Annotated in this window: 19 protein-coding genes; 11 read left to right on the top strand and 8 right to left on the bottom strand. The window is 69.1% G+C overall.

Annotated elements, in window-relative coordinates; genetic code table 11:
* Positions 1–9: 9 nt before the first annotated feature.
* The 4 genes from E1202_RS22000 to E1202_RS21985 all read left to right on the top strand — a co-directional run bounded on the left by E1202_RS22000 (position 10) and on the right by E1202_RS21985 (position 4682).
* Positions 10–840: a phosphoenolpyruvate hydrolase family protein gene (locus tag E1202_RS22000; protein ID WP_132685039.1), complete on the top strand. Its 831-nt coding sequence runs from the start codon at positions 10–12 to the stop codon at positions 838–840.
* Positions 841–860: 20 nt separating this feature from the next.
* Positions 861–1295, top strand: coding sequence for an SRPBCC family protein (locus E1202_RS21995; protein ID WP_328591008.1), 435 nt, complete (start codon positions 861–863; stop codon positions 1293–1295).
* Between the two features lie 160 nt (positions 1296–1455).
* Positions 1456–2403 carry an NAD-dependent epimerase/dehydratase family protein gene (locus E1202_RS21990; protein WP_165943940.1) on the top strand — a complete coding sequence of 316 codons (948 nt, stop codon included), beginning with the start codon at positions 1456–1458 and terminating at the stop codon, positions 2401–2403.
* A complete protein-coding gene (locus E1202_RS21985) occupies positions 2400–4682 on the top strand; it encodes a glycosyltransferase family 2 protein (protein WP_132685038.1) in 2283 nt (760 codons plus the stop codon). The genes E1202_RS21990 and E1202_RS21985 overlap by 4 nt, the downstream gene beginning before the upstream one ends.
* Here E1202_RS21985 and E1202_RS21980 read toward each other — a convergent pair.
* Positions 4651–5109, bottom strand: a complete 459-nt coding sequence (locus E1202_RS21980) for a GtrA family protein (RefSeq protein WP_235878841.1) — start codon at positions 5107–5109, stop codon at positions 4651–4653. The genes E1202_RS21985 and E1202_RS21980 overlap by 32 nt on opposite strands.
* A 141-nt stretch (positions 5110–5250) precedes the next feature.
* Here E1202_RS21980 and E1202_RS21975 point away from each other — a divergent pair, with 141 nt between their 5' ends.
* Complete coding sequence (locus E1202_RS21975) at positions 5251–6420, top strand: NAD-dependent epimerase/dehydratase family protein (protein WP_132685037.1); 1170 nt, start codon at positions 5251–5253, stop codon at positions 6418–6420.
* A 269-nt stretch (positions 6421–6689) separates the two neighbouring features.
* Here E1202_RS21975 and E1202_RS21970 read toward each other — a convergent pair whose 3' ends face one another.
* Positions 6690–7595, bottom strand: coding sequence for a sulfite exporter TauE/SafE family protein (locus tag E1202_RS21970; RefSeq protein ID WP_132685036.1), 906 nt, complete (start codon positions 7593–7595; stop codon positions 6690–6692).
* A 731-nt stretch (positions 7596–8326) separates the two neighbouring features.
* Between E1202_RS21970 and E1202_RS21965 the strand changes: the two genes are divergently transcribed.
* Positions 8327–9112: a M23 family metallopeptidase gene (locus tag E1202_RS21965; protein WP_132685035.1), complete on the top strand. Its 786-nt coding sequence runs from the start codon at positions 8327–8329 to the stop codon at positions 9110–9112.
* Between the two features lie 503 nt (positions 9113–9615).
* Here the strand turns inward: E1202_RS21965 and E1202_RS21960 are convergent.
* The 4 genes from E1202_RS21960 to E1202_RS21945 form a co-directional block, all read right to left on the bottom strand.
* Positions 9616–10425, bottom strand: a complete 810-nt coding sequence (locus tag E1202_RS21960; RefSeq protein WP_132685034.1) for a SigB/SigF/SigG family RNA polymerase sigma factor — start codon at positions 10423–10425, stop codon at positions 9616–9618.
* Positions 10422–10862 (bottom strand): ATP-binding protein, encoded by a 441-nt coding sequence (locus E1202_RS21955; RefSeq protein ID WP_132685033.1) that lies wholly within the window; start codon positions 10860–10862, stop codon positions 10422–10424. The genes E1202_RS21960 and E1202_RS21955 overlap by 4 nt, the downstream gene beginning before the upstream one ends.
* Positions 10863–10962: 100 nt before the next feature.
* Positions 10963–11589 carry a vitamin K epoxide reductase family protein gene (locus E1202_RS21950; RefSeq protein ID WP_132685032.1) on the bottom strand — a complete coding sequence of 209 codons (627 nt, stop codon included), beginning with the start codon at positions 11587–11589 and terminating at the stop codon, positions 10963–10965.
* On the bottom strand, positions 11586–12335 hold the full coding sequence (locus E1202_RS21945; RefSeq protein ID WP_132685031.1) for a DsbA family protein: 750 nt from the start codon (positions 12333–12335) through the stop codon (positions 11586–11588). Before E1202_RS21945 ends, E1202_RS21950 begins: the two co-directional genes overlap by 4 nt.
* A gap of 154 nt (positions 12336–12489) precedes the next feature.
* Here E1202_RS21945 and ligD point away from each other — a divergent pair, with 154 nt between their 5' ends.
* On the top strand, positions 12490–13482 hold the full coding sequence (ligD, locus tag E1202_RS21940) for a non-homologous end-joining DNA ligase (protein ID WP_132685030.1): 993 nt from the start codon (positions 12490–12492) through the stop codon (positions 13480–13482).
* Positions 13483–13488: 6 nt separating this feature from the next.
* Here the strand turns inward: ligD and E1202_RS31535 are convergent, their stop codons facing one another.
* Entirely contained in the window at positions 13489–13641 is a 153-nt protein-coding gene (locus tag E1202_RS31535; RefSeq protein WP_165943939.1) for a hypothetical protein, read from the bottom strand.
* A 298-nt stretch (positions 13642–13939) separates the two neighbouring features.
* Between E1202_RS31535 and E1202_RS21935 the strand changes: the two genes are divergently transcribed.
* Entirely contained in the window at positions 13940–15148 is a 1209-nt protein-coding gene (locus E1202_RS21935; protein WP_132685029.1) for a PucR family transcriptional regulator, read from the top strand.
* Positions 15149–15364: 216 nt separating this feature from the next.
* On the opposite strand, the gene E1202_RS21930 is transcribed toward E1202_RS21935, so the two are convergent.
* Positions 15365–15589, bottom strand: a complete 225-nt coding sequence (locus E1202_RS21930; RefSeq protein ID WP_235878837.1) for a Rid family hydrolase — start codon at positions 15587–15589, stop codon at positions 15365–15367.
* Positions 15590–16089: 500 nt separating this feature from the next.
* On the opposite strand from E1202_RS21930, the gene lpdA reads away from it, so the two are divergent.
* The 3 genes from lpdA (at position 16090) to E1202_RS21915 (ending at position 19826) form a co-directional block, all read left to right on the top strand.
* Entirely contained in the window at positions 16090–17550 is a 1461-nt protein-coding gene (gene lpdA, locus E1202_RS21925; RefSeq protein ID WP_132685028.1) for a dihydrolipoyl dehydrogenase, read from the top strand.
* A gap of 24 nt (positions 17551–17574) precedes the next feature.
* A complete protein-coding gene (pdhA, locus tag E1202_RS21920) occupies positions 17575–18690 on the top strand; it encodes a pyruvate dehydrogenase (acetyl-transferring) E1 component subunit alpha (protein ID WP_132685027.1) in 1116 nt (371 codons plus the stop codon).
* A gap of 149 nt (positions 18691–18839) precedes the next feature.
* On the top strand, positions 18840–19826 hold the full coding sequence (locus E1202_RS21915) for an alpha-ketoacid dehydrogenase subunit beta (RefSeq protein WP_408007046.1): 987 nt from the start codon (positions 18840–18842) through the stop codon (positions 19824–19826).
* Positions 19827–19837 lie beyond the last annotated feature (11 nt).

The raw sequence follows: 19837 nt of genomic DNA, 5'->3' as shown, positions 1-19837 counted from the left end.
GGAGGGGCGATGAACGGATTCGACCGCGCGGAACTGCTCCGCGAGTTCCACTCCAAGGCCCAGCGCGGTGAACCGATCGTCGGCGGCGGAGCCGGCACCGGACTGTCCGCCAAGTGCGAGGAAGCCGGCGGCATCGACCTGATCGTCATCTACAACTCCGGTCGCTACCGGATGGCCGGACGCGGTTCGCTGGCCGGGCTGCTGGCCTACGGCAACGCCAACGAGATCGTGGTCGAGATGGCCCGCGAGGTGCTGCCGGTCGTGCAGCGCACCCCCGTTCTGGCCGGGGTCAACGGAACCGACCCGTTCATGCTGCGCGAGCACTTCCTGCGCGAACTGCGCGATCTCGGTTTCGCGGGCATCCAGAACTTCCCGACCGTGGGGCTCATCGACGGCACCTTCCGGGCCAACCTGGAGGAGACCGGGATGGGGTACGGCCTGGAGGTCGAGCTCGTCGCCGCCGCCCGCGAGGCCGACCTGCTCACCACGCCCTACGTGTTCTCCGCCGATGACGCGCGGGTGATGACCGAGGCGGGCGCCGACATCATCGTCTGCCACATGGGGCTGACCACCGGTGGCGCGATCGGCGCGGAGACCGCCAAGAACCTCGACGACTGCGTGCGGCTCATCGACGAGTGGTCGCAGGCCGCCGCCGAGGTCCGCGAGGACGTGCTGGTGCTGTGCCACGGCGGGCCGATCGCGACGCCCTCCGACGCCTCCTACGTGCTGTCGAGAACGAAGCGCTGCCACGGCTTCTACGGCGCCAGCAGCATGGAACGACTCCCCACCGAAGAAGCCCTGACCGAGCAGACCAAGGCGTTCACCAACATCAAGTTCTAGAGCGGATCCCAGGAGGAATCATGCGCAGTTTCGCGAGCGCGGTCATCGAGGCCCCCGTCGAGAAGGTGTGGGAGGCGGTGCGCGACTTCGACGCGCTGCCGGTGTGGCACCCGGCCATCGCCTCCAGCGAGATCGAGGACGGCCGCGACGCCGCGAGCGTCGGCTGCGTGCGGCGCCTGGAGCTCGGCGACGGGGGAGAGGTGCGGGAGCGCCTGGTGGCCCTCGACGACGTCGCGCGCAGCTACACCTACGAGTTCGTGACCAGCCCGTTCCCGGTCCGCAGCTACCGCTCCACGATCCACGTCGTGCCGGTCACGGCGTCCGGGCACAGCTTCGTCGAGTGGTTCGCCGATTTCGACGCCGACGCCGACGTCGAAGCCGAGATGGACAAGACCTTCGCCCAGGGCGTCTACGCCACCGGCCTGAAGGGCCTCGCGGCGCACGTCGCGGGCTGAGCGCCGCGTGGTGGCGGTTGCCCGCCGAAACCGCCACCACGGGCGCGGAAGTGTCGCTGAAACGTCACCTCCTGGGAGGTGGAAACGTCCGGTCCTGGGGCGATGGCGAAACCGAAGGGCTCGGGGATCGTGATCGGGCGCTCCGGTTAGAGTCGGGCGCGTGCCAAGCCCTACCCCCGCAGACATCGCCCACTCCGACCGGGTCGTGGTGACCGGAGGCTCCGGCTTCGTCGGCCGGGCCGTCGTCCGAGCGTTCATCGAGCGCGGCACCCCGGTCACCGTCGTCGATCTCCAGGCCCCGCCCGAGTCCCTCCGGGACCCGCTGGTGAGCTTCGTGGAGGGCGACCTGCGCGACGCCGACGTGCGGGACCGCGCCGTCGCGGCCGGCAGCGCCGGCATCGTCCACCTGGCCGCGATCACCTCGGTGCTCAAGTCGGTCGAGCAGCCCGCCGCGACCTACGCCAACAACGTGGAGGTCACCCAGCACCTGCTGGAGCTGGCCCGCGAGCGCGAGGTCGGGCAGTTCATCCTCGCCTCCACCAACGCCGTCGTCGGCGACATCGGGCACGGCACCATCTCCGAGGCGCTGCCGGTCCGCCCGCTCACGCCGTACGGCGCCACCAAGGCCGCCTGCGAGATGCTGCTGTCCGGGTACGCGGGCGCCTACGGGATGTCGACCTGCGCGCTGCGGTTCACCAACATCTACGGCCCCGGCATGGGCCACAAGGACAGCTTCGTGCCGCGCCTGATGCGCGCCGCGCTGGCCGGTGAGGGCGTCGAGGTCTACGGCGACGGCGCGCAGCAGCGCGACTTCGTGCACCTCGACGACGTGGTGCAGGGCGTGCTGGCCGCGTGGGACAAGCAGTACACCGGCACCGCGGTGATCGGCTCCGGCGAGTCGATCACGGTCTTGGAGCTCATCGACGCCGTCCGCGCAGCCACCGAGATCGACATCCAGGTCACCCACGTGCCCGCCAAGAACGGTGAGATGCCCGCGGTGATCGTGGACGTCTCCAAGGCGCAGCGCGAGCTCGGCTACCAGCCGGGGGTGGAGCTGACCGACGGTCTGCGCACCGTCTGGGCGGACTTCACCAGCGGAGCGCGGTGACGGCCGCGCTCGCGCGCGCACTGCGCCGGCACTGGTTGCTGGCGCTGCTGGTGCTGGCCGGACTGGTGCTGCGGATCATCACGCAGCTCGCCTACCGGCCCGCCCTGCTCTACATCGATTCGTTCCGCTACCTCGACGACGTCGGCGTGTTCCACCCCGGCGGCATCAACCCGGTCGGGTACGAGTGGTTCCTGTGGCCGCTGCTGGGCACGGGCGGGCTGGCCGGGGTCGCGGTCGTGCAGCACCTGCTCGGCATCGGCCTGGGCATCGGCGTCCACGTGCTGCTGCGCCGCTTCGGGGTGCGCGAGTGGCTGGCCGCGCTGGCCGCCGCGCCGGTGCTGCTGGACGCCTACCAGCTGCAGATCGAGCAGCTGATCATGTCCGATCTGCTGTTCCAGGTGCTGCTGCTGGTCGCCGTGTACCTGCTGTGCTGGTGGGGCCCGCCGACGCCGAAGGTCGCCGCCGTGGCCGGTGGCGTGCTGGCGCTGTCGGTGATGGTGCGCTCGGTGGGCTTGACGCTGGTGCTGCCCGCGGCCGTGTTCGTGCTGCTGGCGGCCGGTCTGCGCCCGCGCGGTGGCTGGCGGCCACGGCTGATCGCCACCGGTGCGCTCGTCGCCGGGTTCGGCGGGCTCGTGCTGGTCTACGCGCTCTACGGCGCGGTGGTCGCCGGGAAGTTCGGCGTCGGCGGTTCCGGCGGCGGGGGAGTGCTGTTCGGGCGCGCGGCGGTCGTGGCGAACTGCGACGAGCTGGACCTGACGCGCGAAGAGCAGCTGCTGTGCCCCGACGAGCCGCGCGAGCACCGCGAGGAGCTCGGCATCGACTTCTACCTGCACCTCTGGGACGTCCAGGCCAACGTCGACAAGCTGCTGCCCGAAGGCATGGACGTCAACGCGGCGCAGCGGTCGCTGACCCGCAAGGTCGTGCTCAACCAGCCGCTGGACATCGCGGGCGGTGTCGTCGGCGACTTCCTCAAGGGCTTCGCCCCCACCCGCACCCAGACGGTCGGCGACGTGCCGCTGGACCGGTGGCAGTTCCAGCTCGACCACCCGATGTACGCCCCGGAGTGGTACGCGCAGGAGTGGGCCGAGCTCTACGACGGCGTCGGGCTGCGCGCGGATCCGGAACTCACCTCGTTCCTGCGCGGCTACCAGCTCGGCGGCGGCTACACCCCGGGCCTGCTGCTCGGCGGCGCGCTGCTGCTCGCGGGCGCGGCGGTGCTGGGCGCGGGACGGGCCAGGCGCAGCGGGCTGCGCGCGGTGACGCTGCTGCCCGCCGGTCTGGTGACCACCTCGCTGCTGACCGCATCGGTCATGGAATTCTCCTGGCGGTACCAGTTGCCCGGACTCGTGCTCATCCCGCTCGCCGGCGCGCTGGGCGCCACCGCGATCTTCGGCCGCGAGGCCATCCGTTCCACACCCCGATCGACGCCCTCCGAGGAGTGCCAGATGTTGACGACCTTCCCCGACGAGGTGGACCGGGACGCGCTGGAGGAGTACGCGTCCCGCTACGGCGAGCACCGGTTCGCGCCGGTGGTCGTGCTGATCGCCGCCTACAACGAGGAGGAGTCGATCGGCGAGGTGCTCGACGCCATCCCGTCCCGCAGCTGCGACCTGGACGTCGACACCCTGGTGGTCGTCGACGGTGCCAAGGACCGCACCGCCGAGGTGTCGCTGGAGCACGGCGCCCGCACCTGCGTGGCGCCGAACAACCGGGGCCAGGGCGCGGCGCTGCGGCTGGGCTACCGGCTGGCCGCGCAGCGCGGCGCGCGCTACGTGATCACCACCGACGCGGACGGCCAGTACGACATCTCCGAGCTGCCGAAGCTGCTGGAACCGCTGATCGAGGGCCGCGCGGACTTCGTCAGCGGCTCGCGGCGGCTGGGCAGCAACGAGCGCCCGGCCCTGATCCGCCGCATCGGCACCTACGTGTTCGCGTGGGTGGTCAGCGCCCTGACCCGGCAGCGGATCACCGACACCTCGTTCGGTTTCCGCGGCATGCGGGTGGAGGTGCCGAACTCGGTGACCCTGCGACAGCCGCAGTACCAGTCCTCCGAGCTGCTGGTGGGCCTGCTCAGCCACGGCTACCGCGCGCTGGAGCAGCCGATGCGGATGCTGCAGCGCACGGCGGGGGAGAGCAAGAAGGGCTCCAGCTTCAGCTACGGCTACCGCTACGCCAAGGTCGTGCTCGGCACGTGGTGGCGCGAGCGCCGCAGCACCGGTCGCGCGGACGCCCCGGCGGTGGAGCGGGTCAGCGAGCGTCCGGCCGCGGTCGGCGAGTGAACACGAGCTTGTCGATCAGCACGAACTTGACCGCGAACATCACCGCGTAGGTCCCGATGAAGGCGCCCCACACCACGGCCACCTGAGCGGGCCGGGTGTCGGGGAACGCCGAGGTCGCCGCGATCTCGGCGAGGTGGGTGGCGCCTGCGGCCAGCAGCGCCGTGCCGACCGAGATCGCGCCGTAGCGCAGGAGCTCACCGCGCAGCGCGTCTCGCCCACCGCCGCCCCAGGTGCGACGGTTGAGGGTGAAGTTCGGGATCGCGCCGGCCAGCCAGGCCAGCACGGTCGAGACGACCGGTGTGGCCCCGAGCGAGTAGGACAGCAGGAACACGAGCTGGCTGATGCCGGTGGCCATGACCGATGCCGCTGCGAACCGGCTGATCAACCGCCAGTAGCGAGCACGGCCGGTGATCATCGGCTGCGCCACGTGTCCTCCAGAGAAATTCATGCGCAAGTGTGCTGGGCGGAACGATACCGATCGCTGTGCGTGGTCTTCTTGGACTGTTGAAGAGATGAGAGCATGCGTGATGTTCATGCTGCACTACCGGCTGGAAAGAGGGAGACAGGCGTGCGAATCCTCGTCCTCGGAGGGGACGGCTATCTCGGTTGGCCGACCGCTCTGCACTTGTCCGACCGCGGCCACGAAGTCGCCGTGGCGGACAACTACGCCCGTCGGGGCTATGACCACGAGATGGGTGTCGAGAGCCTCGTGCCGATCGAGCCGATGCAGGTCCGTCTGGACGCCTGGCGCGAGGTCTCCGGCAAGACCATCAAGCACTACTACGGCGACTTGGTCGACGGTGACTTCACGACCGAGATGATCGCCGACTTCCGGCCGGACACCATCGTGCACTTCGCCGAGCAGCGTGCGGCTCCGTACTCGATGATCGACCGCAAGCACGCGGTCTACACCCAGCAGAACAACGTGGTCGGCAACCTCAACGTGCTGTTCGCGATCCAGGAGGTCGACCCGGAGATCCACCTGGTCAAGCTGGGCACGATGGGCGAGTACGGGACGCCCAACATCGACATCGAGGAAGGCTGGCTGGAGGTCACCCACAACGGGCGGACCGACCGGATGCTCTACCCGAAGAAGCCGGGGTCCTTCTACCACCTGAGCAAGGTGCACGACAGCCACAACATCGAGTTCGCCTGCCGCATCTGGGGTTTGCGGGCCACCGACCTCAACCAGGGCGTGGTCTACGGGCAGGAGACCCCGCAGACGGTGCGGGACCCGAGGCTGGCGACCCGGTTCGACTACGACGCCATCTTCGGCACGGTCCTCAACCGGTTCGTCATCCAGGCGGTGCTGGGGCACCCGCTGACGGTGTACACGCCGGGCGGGCAGACCCGGGGCATGATCGATATCCGGGACACCGTGGAGTGCATCCGGCTGGCCGCCGAGAACCCGGCCGACCGCGGTGAGTTCCGGGTGTTCAACCAGATCACCGAGAGCTACTCGGTCGGTGAGATCGCCAAGACCATCGCCAACAACTTCGACGGTCAGGTCGAGATCGAGCACGTCGACAACCCGCGGGTCGAGCAGGGCGAGCACTACTACAACGTCAAGCACACCGGCCTGGTGGAGCTGGGCCTGGAGCCGCACCTGCTGTCGAACACGCTCATCGAGTCGCTGTTCGAGGTGGCGGACAAGCACAAGCACCGGGTCGACCTCGCCGCGATGCGGCCGACGGTGAACTGGCGCAAGGCCAGCAACCCGATGCGGGACGAGAAGTAGCGGATCCAGAAGGGTGCCCCGGGCTGTTCGGCCCGGGGCTCCTTACCGCGTGTCGGGGGGCTTCCACGCGGCAGCTTCGAACATTAGCCCTCGCGGATGATCTCGGCGATACGGCACGTGGGTAAATCTCGAACCCGCTGTGAACGTTGGTTAACGAGCGTCACCGAGCGCTCGGATCCGGTCAAACGGACGGTTTCCCTCCCAAATCCGACGATTCGTCGCGTCCCGCGCGAGGGTCGGATCCGGGGTGGGAACCGTCCCGTGCCTGCTCAGCCCTGGGCCGTGGCCGGAGCCTCCTCCTCGAAGTCGTCGATCTCGCGGCGCTCGCTGACGATCACCCGAATGGTGTAAGCCAGCGCGGCCACCCAGGCCACGACGATCGCTCCGTAGATCACCGCGGGGGTCGGGGCGGGCAGGTCGAACGCCTTGATCAGCGTGCGCGCGTTGGTCAGCACGATCAGGCCGCCGGCGCCGACGCCGATCAGCCGCATCGGCACGACCCGGACCAGGTAGGCCGCCAGCGGCGCGGCGAGGACGCCGCCCAGCAGCAGCGCGCCCACGGTCATCCAGGACAGCTTCTGGTCGGCCAGCGAGAGCAGGAAGCCCAGGCTCGCCGCCACCGCGATCAGGAACTCGCTGGTGTCGACCGAGCCGATGACCTTGCGCGGCTCGACCTTGCCGGTGCTCAGCAGCGTGGGCGTCGCGACCGGGCCCCAGCCGCCACCGCCGGTGGCGTCCACGAACCCGGCGACCAGGCCCAGCGGAGCCAGCAGCTTGGAGCTGACACCGGTGAGCTGGCGGCGGCGCAGCGGCCGGATGGCGAAGCGCAGCAGCACGTAGACGCCCAGCGCGAGCAGGATGGTCGACATCCAGGGCTCGGCGGCCTCGGTGGAGACGTTGCTCAGCGCGGTCGCGCCGAGGAACGCACCGATCGCGCCGGGCACGCCCAGCGTGAGCACGATCTTCCAGTCGACGTTGCCGAACCTCCAGTGCGAGAGGCCGGAGGCGACCGAGGTTCCGATCTCGGCGAGGTGCACCGAGGCGGAGGCCAGCGCAGGCGTGAGTCCCGCGGTCAGCAGGATGGTCGTCGAGGTGACGCCGTAGGCCATGCCGAGCGAGCCGTCGACCAGCTGCGCGATGAAACCACCGATCGCGAAGATCAGGAATGCTTGCACGATGTCTCCGTACGGGAAGATCCGAGACGCGACGAGTTCGCGGCGCGAGGGCTCGTGGCGGGGATGGTGCTGCGGGCAGGTGGGCGCGACCAGGGACTAGCGCGAGCGCCGACACCGTGCGGAGGTGACGCGGCGCAGGTCGACGTGGAGGCGCTGCGACAGCAGCCGCCACTGATCACCGGGCGTCATGGGGGACAGTCAAACAGATCGCGCGTTCGAGTGGCAGCGTCTCCCAGAGTGCGGGAGGGATCTCTAGGCCGATCGAGGGCGGCTTGTGTCGAAGGCCACCATCCGGCCCATGTGATCGTGACTCGGCTCCGGTTCGTCTTGGTCCACTGTGGACGATCTACCTGCGGCTAGTTGATCTGACAGCCCTTGCGCGCCTTGGCGATCTACCTTTGATCATCCGTGTGACCTGCGGGAACTGTTCGAATCAAGGAGTCGGCGGCGGTGCGGAAGGAGTGCCGAAAACGGCTTCTCCGCAGGCTGCTCCGGATGTTGATGTTATCGAACGACGATCTCAGTCAGTCACTGAAAGTCACGGTTTGTATGGCGCAGTCGGGTGAACCATCTGCTGGGTGAGCCATCAGTTGCGGCCTGCCGTGACTGTCAGCTACGTTCTGATCTGCACGTCACGGTTCGATCACGACAAGATCTCTTTCCCCGAGGAGCTCTTGCCCGCACCCCCGAAACGCGGGAGTGGCCGGACCGACCCCCGACGGAAGGCAGTGATGGGCAAGCATCGCAAGGAAGACCGGCTCCCCCCGACAGCCGGCCTTCCGCTCCGCAACAAAGTTGTGGCTGCGGTGGTGGCCGGAGGCGCGTTCGCGGCAGTGGGTCAGCCCTTGGCCGCGAACGCGAACTCCGACCAGCAGCGCGACGTCCGGCCCCTGGCCGGGACCAAGAACCTGAGCACCGCGATCACCGGCACTCAGAACAGCCCCGCAGCCGTCCGGCTGCTCAAGGCCCAAGTACCCGAACAGCAGCCCGAGGTGCAGGAGCTGGCCAAGGCCAAGGCCATCGAAGCCGAGCGCATCGTCCGGGAGGAGGCCGCCCGCCAGGCGGCAGCCCAGGCCGCGCAAGCCGAGGCCGAGGCGAAGCGGGCCGCTGAGGAGAAGGCGCGCAAGGCCGCCGGCTTCCACAGCCCCGCCGAAGGCCGGTACACCTCCGGCTTCGGCTCCCGCTGGGGCAGCAGCCACATGGGCATCGACATCGCCAACAGCATCGGCACGCCGATCTACTCGGTGGCGCCCGGCGAGGTCATCGACGCGGGCCCGGCCAGTGGTTTCGGCATGTGGGTCCGGGTGCAGCACGACGACGGCACGGTCACCGTCTACGGCCACGTCAACACGATCGTGGCCGACGAGGGGCAGCGGGTCGGCGCCGGCGAGCAGATCGCCACCATGGGCAACCGCGGCCAGTCGACCGGTCCTCACCTGCACTTCGAGGTCCACGAAGACGGGACGAAGATCAACCCGGTGCCTTGGCTCAGAGAACGAGGCATCGACGTTTCCTGAGGTGTCGGTGGTTGCTCTGCTCGGCGGTGCGGGTGGCGGAACCTCAGCGGCCCTCTGGCTCCGGGAGCCGAAGCTTGTGTATGCCGATACACGGCGCTTCGGCTGTCCTCACCAGAGAACCGCTGAGAACCCGCGGCAGTGCGGGCTGAGTCCCACACCTGAAGCAGCGGCTATCGCCGCTCTGAACAGCGCCCTATAGGCGCACCCGAGAACGGCCGCCCGGGGTCCGCATTCCCCCGACAGACCCCGGGCGGTTCACCAAGTTCAGGACGCTGTCGTCCTGGTCGTGGATTCGGGCCTGCGGCGCAGGAGGCGCGGTAGGGGCAGCAGACGGCGCCGGGTCTCCGGTTCGTCGGTCGATCGGTCCGGGTGGTCCGTGGTTCCCGCGAGCCTTGCCAGGTCGATCCGCACACCCATGTGTCCTCCCTCGGCTGCTCTGCCTCGATCAAGAGCAACGCTAGCCGACCGGACGGGGCGGGAACTCCGCTCTTCTACTCAATTCCTCACGGCTCCGTCGGCTGCGGGGTCGGAGCATCCTCCTCCAGGCGCTGGCGCAGCCACACCAGGGTTCGCGACAGCAGGCGCGAGACGTGCATCTGCGAGATGCCGACCTGGTCGGCGATCTGGGTCTGCGTCATGCCGCGGAAGAAGCGCATCACCAGGATGCGGCGCTCCCGCTCGGGCAGCTCCTCCAGCAGCGGCCGGACCATCTCGCGGTTCTCCACCTCGGCGAGCTCGGCGTCGTCCGACCCGATCGCGTCCCCGAGCGGGATCTCGTCGGTGTCGGTGAGCAGCTCGTCCAGCGAGGCGCTGCGGTAGGCGTTGCCCGCCTCCAGCCCGTGGTAGACGTCGTCGGTGCTGATGCCGAGGTCCTTCGCCAGCTCGCTGGGGGTGGGGGCGCGCCCCAGCTCCTGCGAGAGGCGCGCGATCGCGGCCGAGACCGACAGGTGGAGCTCCTGCAGGCGGCGCGGCATCCGCACCGCCCAGCCGGTGTCGCGGAAGTGCCTGCGGACCTCGCCCATGATCGTCGGGACCGCGTAGGAGAGGAAGTCGACCCCGCGCTCGGGGTCGAAGCGGTCGACCGCGTTGATCAGACCCAGCACCGCGACCTGCGTCAGGTCCTCCTGGGACTCGCCGCGGTGGCTGAAGCGCCGGGCGATGTGCTCGGCGACCGGCAGATGCTCGGTGACCAGCTGGTCGCGCAGTTCGGAGCGTCGTGGATCCTTCTCATCCAGCTTCGCGAGCTCGCCGAACAGCGGCGCCAGCCTGTCGTAGCGCTCGTTGCGTGACTGAGTGGAATCCGCTCGTTTCACACCTGAGCCGTCCGTCCCTTGGTCAACTCGATCCGCACCAGGTGGCTGCCGTTGGCAGCGGGATCCGACTCGACCGAGGTTGACACAGCGTCGGCCAACGCGCTGAGCACGCGCCAGCTGAATGTGTCCTTGCGGGGCCCGAAATCGTTCTTGCTCAGCACTTCCGCGGTGATCGACAACTGCTCACCGGACAGCCGGAACCTGCAGATGAGTGTGGCTTCCGGCGCCGCCAGCCGGACCAGCGACGAGCACGCCTCGTCAACCGCCAGCCGCAGGTCCGCGATCGAGTCGACGTCGTGGTCGGCGCGCATGGCCAGGTCGCCCACGACGGCCCGCATCACCGACAGCTGGTCGGGCTCGGCCCGGACCCGCACCTCGACCTGGTTCGGAGCGGAAGTCGCAGGTTCCACCTGCGCGACCTCGCGTTCCACGCTCATTTCGACGACCACCTCGTCTCGGAGCGGCGTTCACTCACGGTGACCTGCCCTTGCGGCTTCCTGGTACCCGTGACCCCGGTCGTGCAAACTCCAGGTCCGATCAGCGACCCGTCCAGTAATCCCAGAATGCCTGCAGGATCAGAGCCACGATCACGGCGTACCACACTACGACCACGAGACTGTGAAACCGGCTCAACGCCACGCCGAGGGACCGGCCGCCGCCCAAGTGCCCCTCGCGCAGGTTGTGCAAGGTCGTGTACCAGAACAGCGGGATCGTGACGACCCAGACGACCATGCAGTACGGGCACAGCGCCCCGATGGAGTACAGGCTCTGCACGATGAGCCAGTGGATGAACACCACGGCCAGCGTGGTGCCGGCCTGCATGCCCAGCCAGAACCAGCGCGGCGCGCGGAACCCGGCCAGCAGCGCGACGCCCGCGGTGACCACGACCGGGAACGCCGCGACGCCGATCAGCGGGTTCGGGAAGCCCAGCAGCGCGGCCTGCGAGCTGTCCATCACCGAACCGCAGGACACGATCGGGTTGAGACTGCACGAGGGCACGTAGCCCGGGTCGGACAGCTTGGCCAGCTTCTCGACGATCAGCGCGAACGAGGCGACGAGCCCGATCGCGCCGCCCACGACGTAGAGCCAGGCCAGGCCGCGCGGCCCGGCGGCGGGCTGCTGCGCGCCGGGTGCGGCCTGTTCGACGGCGTGGGCGGTGGTCACTTCGCCAGCTCCTGGTCCAGCTGCTTGCGGAACGCCTGGTCGACCTCGGCCATGTTCTGCGCGTTGCCCTGATCGAACTGCCGGCCGTTGATGAACAGCGTCGGGGTGCCCGAGACACCGGCGGTCTTGCCGTCGGCGATATCGCGGTCGATCTTGGCCTGGACGTTGGGCGAGACCATGTCCTGCTTGAAGCGGTTGACGTCCAAACCGATCTGCTGCGCGTACTTCTCGAACTCCGCGTTGGCCTTGGCCTCGTCGCTGTTGAGCTCCTCCGCGTTCGCGGTCGCCCAGGCGGTCCAGTTGTCGAACAGGGCGTGGTACATCTCCTTGTACTTGCCCTGCAGCGCGGCGGCCTCAGCGGCGCGCGCGGCGTGCTGGCCCAGCGGGTGCATCTCCAGCGGGTAGTTGCGCGTGACGAACGTGATCCGTCCCGCGTAGTCGTTCTCGATCTTCTTCGTCATCTGCGAGTAGTACTGGTAGCAGGACGAGCACTGGTAGTCGAGGAACTCGGTGACGGTGACCTTGCCGTCGGGCGCCTCGGTGAGCACGTTGCTGTCGGGCTTGCGCAGCACCTCGGCCGCAACCGGGGGCTGGCCGCTGCCGGCGCCGCCACCGCTGTCGCCGGATCGGTTGAACAGCAGCACACCACCGATCACCAGCACTGCGACGACCACCACCGCGATGGTGAGGATGACGTTGGTGGAGACCCCGCTCTTCTGGGTCACCGGGTTCTGGTTCTTCGGCATCGTGCGCATTCACCTTCGGCGGTTGTGAGGGGAACCGACCAAAACAGTCTCGCGCATTCACCCGGTCGGGAAATTCTGCGGGGGTGGTCTCACAGCACCTTCACAGCGAGCTCTCAGCTTGTCGGTGATCCGACCAGGGGTGATGCTGACGCGCATGACCGATCTGGCGGGCCTGCTCGACGACGATTCGCGCGCCGCGTTGCGGGCCTGGCCAGGCGGGACGTGGTATCCGCCCGCGCTGGCCACCCTGACCCGGCACGAGTTCTCCGACGAGAACTGGATCTACGAGCGCAAGCTCGACGGGGTCCGGCTGATCGCCGGGGCCGACGGCGGCGAGCCGCAGCTGTGGTCGCGCAACCGCAAGCGGGTCGACCCCTCCTACCCGGAGATCGCCGAGGCGCTCGCGGCCCAGAACGCGCCGAACTTCGTCGTGGACGGCGAAGTCGTGGCCTTCGAGGGCGACCAGACGAGCTTCGCCCGGCTGCAGAAGCGGATGCACCTCACCGACGCCGCGACCGCCCGGCGCACCGGCGTCGCCGTCCACTACTACGTCTTCGACCTGATCGCCTTCGGCGGCGTGGACCTGACCCGGTTGCCGCTGCGGACCCGCAAGCGGCTGCTGCGCGAGTGCTTCGAGTTCACCGACCCGCTGCGGTTCAGCCAGCACCGCAGCGGCGACGGCGAGGAGTTCTTCGCGCAGGCGTGCGCGCGCGGCTGGGAAGGGCTGATCGCCAAGCGGGCCGATCAGCCCTACCGGTCGGGGCGCGGCCGGGACTGGCTGAAGTTCAAGTGCGTCTCCGGCCAGGAGTTCGTGATCGGCGGCTACACCGATCCCAAGGGCTCCCGATCCGGCTTCGGCGCGCTGCTGGTCGGCTACTACGACGCCGATGGCCTGCGCTACGCGGGCAAGGTCGGCACCGGGTACGACGAGCGAACGCTGCGCGAGCTCTCGGCGAAGCTGGACGAGCTCGCCCGCGCGGACTCACCGTTCCACGACCTGATCCGGGAACCGGGGACGCACTGGGTGGAGCCGGAGCTGGTCGCCGAGGTCGGCTTCAGCGAGTGGACCGGCGACGGCAAGCTCCGGCACCCCAGGTTTTCGGGTCTGCGCAACGACAAATCGGCCGACGACGTCCGCCGCGAGTGACGCGCCTCAGCGCTCGGAGACGATCGGCGCCTGGTTGGCGGCCGGCTCGATCTGCTGGCCCGTATGGGCCGGGGGACTGAACACCGCGAGCAGAACGGTCATGACGACCATCGAAACCGTCGCTACAACCGACACGATCGTGCGGCTGTTGATCTGCATCGCGCTGCTCTCCCGGAGAAATGTCGTGCGGAGTGGTGGAGGTGGGGGCTCCCGGCGAATGCCGGAGAAGTCGTCCCACACCAGGTGTCGGCACGAGAGGCGGGAACGTTAACGCCTTCGTCACAACTTTCTGGTGTGATGCGGAACATTCTGGCGGCGACCGGATTTCGGGTTCATCAGGCCCGAATTCCGCTCGCTCTCGGTGATGGATCAGTGACCCTGCGGCGTCGTACCGGCCGGGGGTCGGATCGGCGCTCTCGGCCTCGCGACGTCGCCGTGACCGGTATCGTCGCAGGGCGTGGTAGCCGATCCTGCCGATCTCCCGAAAGTGACCCGCGCGCTGGCCAAAGCCGGACTGGACGACGTCCCGGCGCTGACCGAGCGGCTGATGTCCGCGATCTTCACCGACAACCCCGAGTGGACCGACTACCGGCCGGTGCCCAAGGAAGACCTCTGGGAGGGCTGTCGGCAGTACCTGGAGCGGATCCTGCAGATCCTCAGCGGCGAGGTCGACATCTCCGATCGGGACGACGACGTCGCCGCCGCCATCGGCCGCCGCCGCGCCGAGCAGGGCGTGCCGCTGGAGGTCATGCTGCGGACGTTCCGGCTCGGCGGGCGCGTGGTGTGGGAGGCGCTGGTCGACCAGGCGCACCGCGACGGCGCCGATCCGGACGCGGTGCTGGGCGTGGCCACCTCGATCTGGCGGGTCATCGACGGCTTGTCCTCGACGCTGTCGACCTTCTACCGCAACACCGAGCTGGAGCGGCTGCGCCGCGACGACCAGCGCAGGCACGCGCTGGTGGAGGACCTGCTGGCCGGCCGCGCCCGCGACGTCGCCTTCGCCCAGCGCACCGCCAAGGAGCTCGACCTGCCCACCGGCGGCGCGTACCTGGTGGTGGTCGCCGAGATGACCGACGACGGCGGCTTCGCGCTGCGCGGGCATTCCGAGGCGCTGGCCGCGCTGCACCTCCGCTCGGTCTGGCAGGTCCGCGCGGACTCCCTCGTCGGTCTGGTCGCCCTGGAGCAGCACCCGGCGGCGCTCGCGCTCGACGCGCTCCGACCGCTGGCCCGCGCCCGGGTCGCGGTCTCGCCGAAGGTGCAGGGCCTCGCCGAGATCGGCCTCGCCCACCAGCTGGCCCTGACCACGCTGGGCACCTCGGCGCACGGCACCACCGAACTGGTCACCCTGGAGGAGCGCTTCCCCGAAGCCCTGCTGGTGCAGTCACCGGACCTGGCGCAACGCCTGCTGGAAACCCAGCTCGGCCCGGTCCTGGAACTACCGCCCAAGGAGCGCGACATGCTCCTGGACACCCTCACGGCCTGGCTGGAGGAGAACTGCTCCACCGCCAACGCCGCAGTCCGCCTGCACTGCCACCGCAACACGGTCCTCAACCGCCTTCACCGCATCACCACCCTCATCGGCCAACCCCTCCACGGCCGCACGGCCTACGTCTCCCTCTCCCTCGCCCTGTCCACCCTCAACCTCCGAGACGACGAGCAGAGCTGATGCCTCGGGTAGCGATGGATTTACTCAAAGCTTTACCGGTTTCTCGGCGGTTCTGGTAACTACCGATATCGAACGCCGCAGACGAACGGGGGGACATGGATCCGCATCGCTATCTTGAGGACTTCGAGAAGTGGTCCGAATCGACCGGGCGGACCGGGCGTTGATCGCGGGCGGTTTCTCGCACGAACCGCCCGTCGTCAACGGGCATTGCCAACGTCAGCCGGTCGGCCGGCGGGCCTCGACCTCGATCTCGATCTTCATGCCGGTGTCGATGAGGTCGCAGATGAGGATGGTTCCGGCTGGGCGGCTTTCGCCGAAATGGCGGCGCAGGACTGGCCAGCAGGGCGGGAAGTCGTGGCGGTTCGGCAGGAAGTAGCGGACGCGGACCACGTCGGCGAAGGTGCAGCCCGCCTCGGCCAGCACGCCGCCGATGTTGCGCATGCACTGCTCGGTTGCTCCACCACGTCGTCCGAGATGGTCATGGCGGTGTAGTCGAAGCCGGTCGTGCCGGCCACGTGGACGCGGTCGCCGTCGATCATGGCGCGCGCGTACCCGATCTGATCTTCGAAGGTCGAGCGCTGGAGATCGTGCGTCGCTCCGTCACGCGCCTCAGGTTATGACGCGGCGATTGTGCAGTGGGCATAGTTGGAAAAATTTGGGTTCTTTTCGCAGGTAGCGGGCGTAACCGCAGGTGCTGGGGTTTTGTGCCTGACGGAGTTCCGTTTGTGACGGGGATCGCGGCTCCCTTCTGTAACCGCGGCGCCACGTGTTGTGCCCATCACGGCATGGGCTGTGCGATGTGCACAGTTGGTCGTCCTAAAGTCTGGGCGGCTGGGCATAGCGCGGAAGTGGTCGTGCTCACGACACTCTGGGTGAGGATGGCCCGCTCGCGAAGACGGGTCGTCGGTAACCGGCGCGTGCGTTCAAAGGAGCACAGCGAAGTGCAGGAGTTCGACCTTCTGGTGGTGGGCGGCGGCCCCGGTGGCTACGTCGCCGCGATCCGGGCCGCGCAGCGCGGCCTCTCGGTGGCCGTGGTGGAGAAGGAGCGGCCCGGAGGTGTGTGCCTGAACTGGGGCTGCATCCCGACCAAGGCCATGCTGCGGTCCGCCGAGGTCTACGAAACCGTGCTGCACGCCGCCGATTTCGGCGTCAACGTCGAAGGCGTCAGCGTCGACTACGACGCGATCACCCGCCGCAAGGCCAGCGTCGTCAAGGGCCTGACCGACGGCGTCGCGGGCCTGCTCAAGGGCAACGGCGTCACCGTCATCAACGGCCACGCCCGCTTCACCGCCCCGACCACCGTGGACGTCTACGCCACCGGTGAGTCCCCGCTGGGCGCCGACGGCCCCCGCTACGCCGCCGAACCGACCGGCGCGAAGCCGATCGACCAGGTCAAGGCCACCGACGTCATCATCGCCACCGGCTCGGTCCCCGTGCAGCTGCCGCTGCCCGGCGCGGATCTGCCCGGCGTGATCACCTCCGACGGCGCCTTCGGCCTCACCGAGGTCCCCAAGCGCATCGCCATCATCGGCGGCAGCGCGGTCGGCGCCGAGTGGGCGACGCTGTTTTCCACCCTGGGCAGCGAGGTCAGCATCATCGAGATGCAGAAGACCCTCGTCCCGGCCGAGGACGCCGAGGTCGGCAAGGCGCTGGGCCGCTCGTTCACCAAGCGCGGCATCAAGGTCCTCACCGAGGCCACCGTCTCCCGAGTCGACCGGGGCGAGAACGGCCTGCAGGTCACCGTGGACGGCGCCAAGCCGCAGCAGATCGACGCCGACTACGTGCTCGTCGGCGTGGGCCGCAAGCCCAACACCGCGAGCCTCGACCTCGACAAGGCCGGTGTCGCCACCAGCGACCGCGGTTTCATCACCGTCGACGACGCGCTGCGCACCAACGTCGAGCACGTCTACGCCATCGGCGACGTGACCGGCAAGGCGCTGCTCGCGCACGTCGCCTCGCACCAGGGCGTCGTCGCCGCCGAGACCATCGCCGGGCACCACGCCGCGATCGACTACAACGTCATCCCGGCCGCCACCTTCACCCACCCCGAGGTCGCCTCCGTCGGTCTGACCGAGGCGCAGGCCAAGGACGCCGGGCACGACGTCATCGCCGCGAAGTTCCCCTTCGCCGCGCTCGGCCGCGCGCAGAGCTACGGCGACACCGAGGGCTTCATGAAGATCGTCGCCGGCAAGAAGTACGGCGAGGTCCTGGGCGTGCACATCATCGGCCACGCCGCCAGCGACCTGATCACCGAAGGCGCGCTGGCCATGGCTCTGGAAGCCACTCTCGACGAGCTGGCCGAGACCATCCACGCGCACCCGACGCTCGGCGAGGTCGGGATGGAGGCCGCGATGAACGCCCTCGGCCTGCCGGTCCACGTAGCACCGCCCAAGAAGCGCTAGAGGCAAGAGAAAAGGGGATCCGCGATGGCACAGACAGCCACCCGCAGCAAGCCGTCCACGCGCACCGGCGCGACCAAGACGCGGCGCTCCACCTCGGCGCGGGCCGCTGAGCGCGGCCGCTTCGCGGGAGAGTCGCCGGAGCTGCTGCGCGACTACTTCTACGAGATGACCCTGATCCGCCGCTTCGAGGAGCGCGCCGCGCAGGGCTACACGCAGGCCAAGATCGGCGGCTACTGCCACCTCAACCTCGGTGAGGAGGCCTCGGTCGTCGGCCTGATGCGCTCGCTGCGCAAGACCGACCTGCTGTTCACCAACTACCGCGAGCACGGCTACGCCATCGCCAAGGGCATCGAGCCCGGCCGCGTGATGGCCGAGCTCTACGGCCGCACCACCGGCACCTCCAAGGGCTGGGGCGGCTCGATGCACATGTTCGACGTCGAAGCCGGTCTGCTCGGCGGGTACGGCATCGTCGGCGGGCAGATCCCGCTGGCCACCGGCGCCGCGCTGGCCATCGACTACCGCTCCGGCGACCAGGTCGTCATGTGCCAGATGGGCGACGGCACCACCAACATCGGTGCCTTCCACGAGGCGCTGAACATCGCCGCGCTGTGGAACCTGCCGGTGATCTTCGTGGTGATCAACAACCAGCTCGGCATGGGCACCACCGTGGAGAAGTCCTCGGCGGAGTCGGAGCTGCACAAGCGGGCTTCGGCCTACCGGATGCACGGCGAGCGGGTGGACGGCAACGACGTCCTCGCGGTCCGCGACGCGGCTTCCCGGCTGGTCGAGCAGGCTCGCGAGACCGGCCGTCCGGCGCTGCTGGAGCTGGTCAGCGAGCGGCTCAAGGGCCACTCCGTGGTCGACCCGGGCAAGTACCGCGACGAGGAGTCGATGGAGAAGGCCAAGCAGGCCGACCCCGTCGCCAACTTCCGCGCGGAGCTGATCAACGCCGGTGTCCTCGACGAGGACGCCGCGGTCGAGATCGAGACCAAGGCGCAGGCCGAGGCGGACGCCGCCGTGGCCTTCGCCGACGACAGCCCGCACCCCGACGTCGAGACGCTGTTCGACTACACCTACGCCACGCCGGTCGCCAACGACTCGCGGCGGCTGCCCGCCGACCCGCTGTTCGTGCACAACTGACGGGTCGAATCCTCAAGTCCCCTTGCGGTTTTTGCGACACCCCGCCACACGTATCGCAACCCGGTGACCGGGGTTTTCCGACGCCAAACGGGAAACCCCGGACCCCGGGCCGCTCTTGACCGCTGTCCAGGAGAAATCCCTTGGCCCTCATGACCTATCGCCAAGCGCTGCACGACACCCTCCAGGAGGAGATGCGGCGCGACGAGGACGTGCTCCTCATCGGCGAAGAGATCGGAGTCTTCGAAGGCTCCTACAAGATCACCGCCGGCCTGCTCAAGGAGTTCGGCGAGAAGCGCGTGCGCGACACCCCGATCGCCGAAGAGGGCTTCGTCGGTGCCGCCGTCGGTGCCGCGATGCTGGGCCTGCGCCCGGTGGTCGAGCTGATGACGATCAACTTCTCGCTGGTCGCGCTCGACCAGATCGTCAACCACGCCGCCAAGATCTACGGCATGTTCGGCGGCCAGACCAGCGTCCCGATGGTGCTGCGCACCCCCGGTGGCGGCGGTCAGCAGCTGGGCGCCACCCACTCGCAGAACATCGAGCTGTACTACGCGTTCGTGCCTGGCCTGAAGGTCGTCGCGCCGAGCACGCCCGCTGACGCCAAGGCGCTGCTGCTGGCCTCGATCCGGGACAACGACCCGGTGCTGTTCCTGGAGAACCTCGCGCTCTACAACACCAAGGGCGAGGTCCCGGACGTCGTGGAGCCCGCCGAGATCGGCAAGGCGAAGGTGACCCGCGAGGGCTCCGACATCACGATCATCGGTTACTCGCGGATGGCCGTGGTCGCCCAGCAGGTCGCCGAGAAGCTGCACGACGAGCAGGGCATCAACGCCGAGGTCATCGACCTGCGCAGCCTGCGCCCGCTGGACCGCGACACCGTGGTGCAGTCCGTGCGCAAGACCGGTTGCGCCGTGGTCGCCGAGGACGACTGGCTGACCTACGGCATCGGCGCGGAGATCGCGGCCTCGATCTCCGACGGTGCCTTCGACTACCTCGACGCCCCGGTGCGGCGGGTCGCGGCGGCCGAGGTGCCGCTGCCCTACGCCAAGCCGCTGGAACGTGCCGCCCTGCCGTCCGCGGAGTCGCTGACCACCGCCGTTCACCAGACCCTGGACGCGGTGGGCCGCCGCCGCTGAGTCCCGTGCTC

This window comes from Saccharopolyspora karakumensis (assembly GCF_004349225.1).
GTDB lineage: Bacteria > Actinomycetota > Actinomycetes > Mycobacteriales > Pseudonocardiaceae > Saccharopolyspora > Saccharopolyspora endophytica.
This window is presented reverse-complemented; position numbering and strand designations above follow the sequence as displayed.

What these genes read in the sequence shown, in the direction of transcription:
- E1202_RS22000 (WP_132685039.1), top strand. Translation starts at nt 10, where the DNA reads ATGAACGGATTCGACCGCGCGGAACTGCTCCGCGAGTTCCACTCCAAG.
- E1202_RS21995 (WP_328591008.1), top strand. Translation starts at nt 861, where the DNA reads ATGCGCAGTTTCGCGAGCGCGGTCATCGAGGCCCCCGTCGAGAAGGTG.
- E1202_RS21965 (WP_132685035.1), top strand. Translation starts at nt 8,327, where the DNA reads ATGGGCAAGCATCGCAAGGAAGACCGGCTCCCCCCGACAGCCGGCCTT.
- E1202_RS21955 (WP_132685033.1), bottom strand. Translation starts at nt 10,862, where the DNA reads ATGAGCGTGGAACGCGAGGTCGCGCAGGTGGAACCTGCGACTTCCGCT.
- E1202_RS21945 (WP_132685031.1), bottom strand. Translation starts at nt 12,335, where the DNA reads ATGCCGAAGAACCAGAACCCGGTGACCCAGAAGAGCGGGGTCTCCACC.
- ligD (WP_132685030.1), top strand. Translation starts at nt 12,490, where the DNA reads ATGACCGATCTGGCGGGCCTGCTCGACGACGATTCGCGCGCCGCGTTG.
- E1202_RS31535 (WP_165943939.1), bottom strand. Translation starts at nt 13,641, where the DNA reads ATGCAGATCAACAGCCGCACGATCGTGTCGGTTGTAGCGACGGTTTCG.
- E1202_RS21930 (WP_235878837.1), bottom strand. Translation starts at nt 15,589, where the DNA reads ATGCGCAACATCGGCGGCGTGCTGGCCGAGGCGGGCTGCACCTTCGCC.
- pdhA (WP_132685027.1), top strand. Translation starts at nt 17,575, where the DNA reads ATGGCACAGACAGCCACCCGCAGCAAGCCGTCCACGCGCACCGGCGCG.
- E1202_RS21915 (WP_408007046.1), top strand. Translation starts at nt 18,840, where the DNA reads ATGACCTATCGCCAAGCGCTGCACGACACCCTCCAGGAGGAGATGCGG.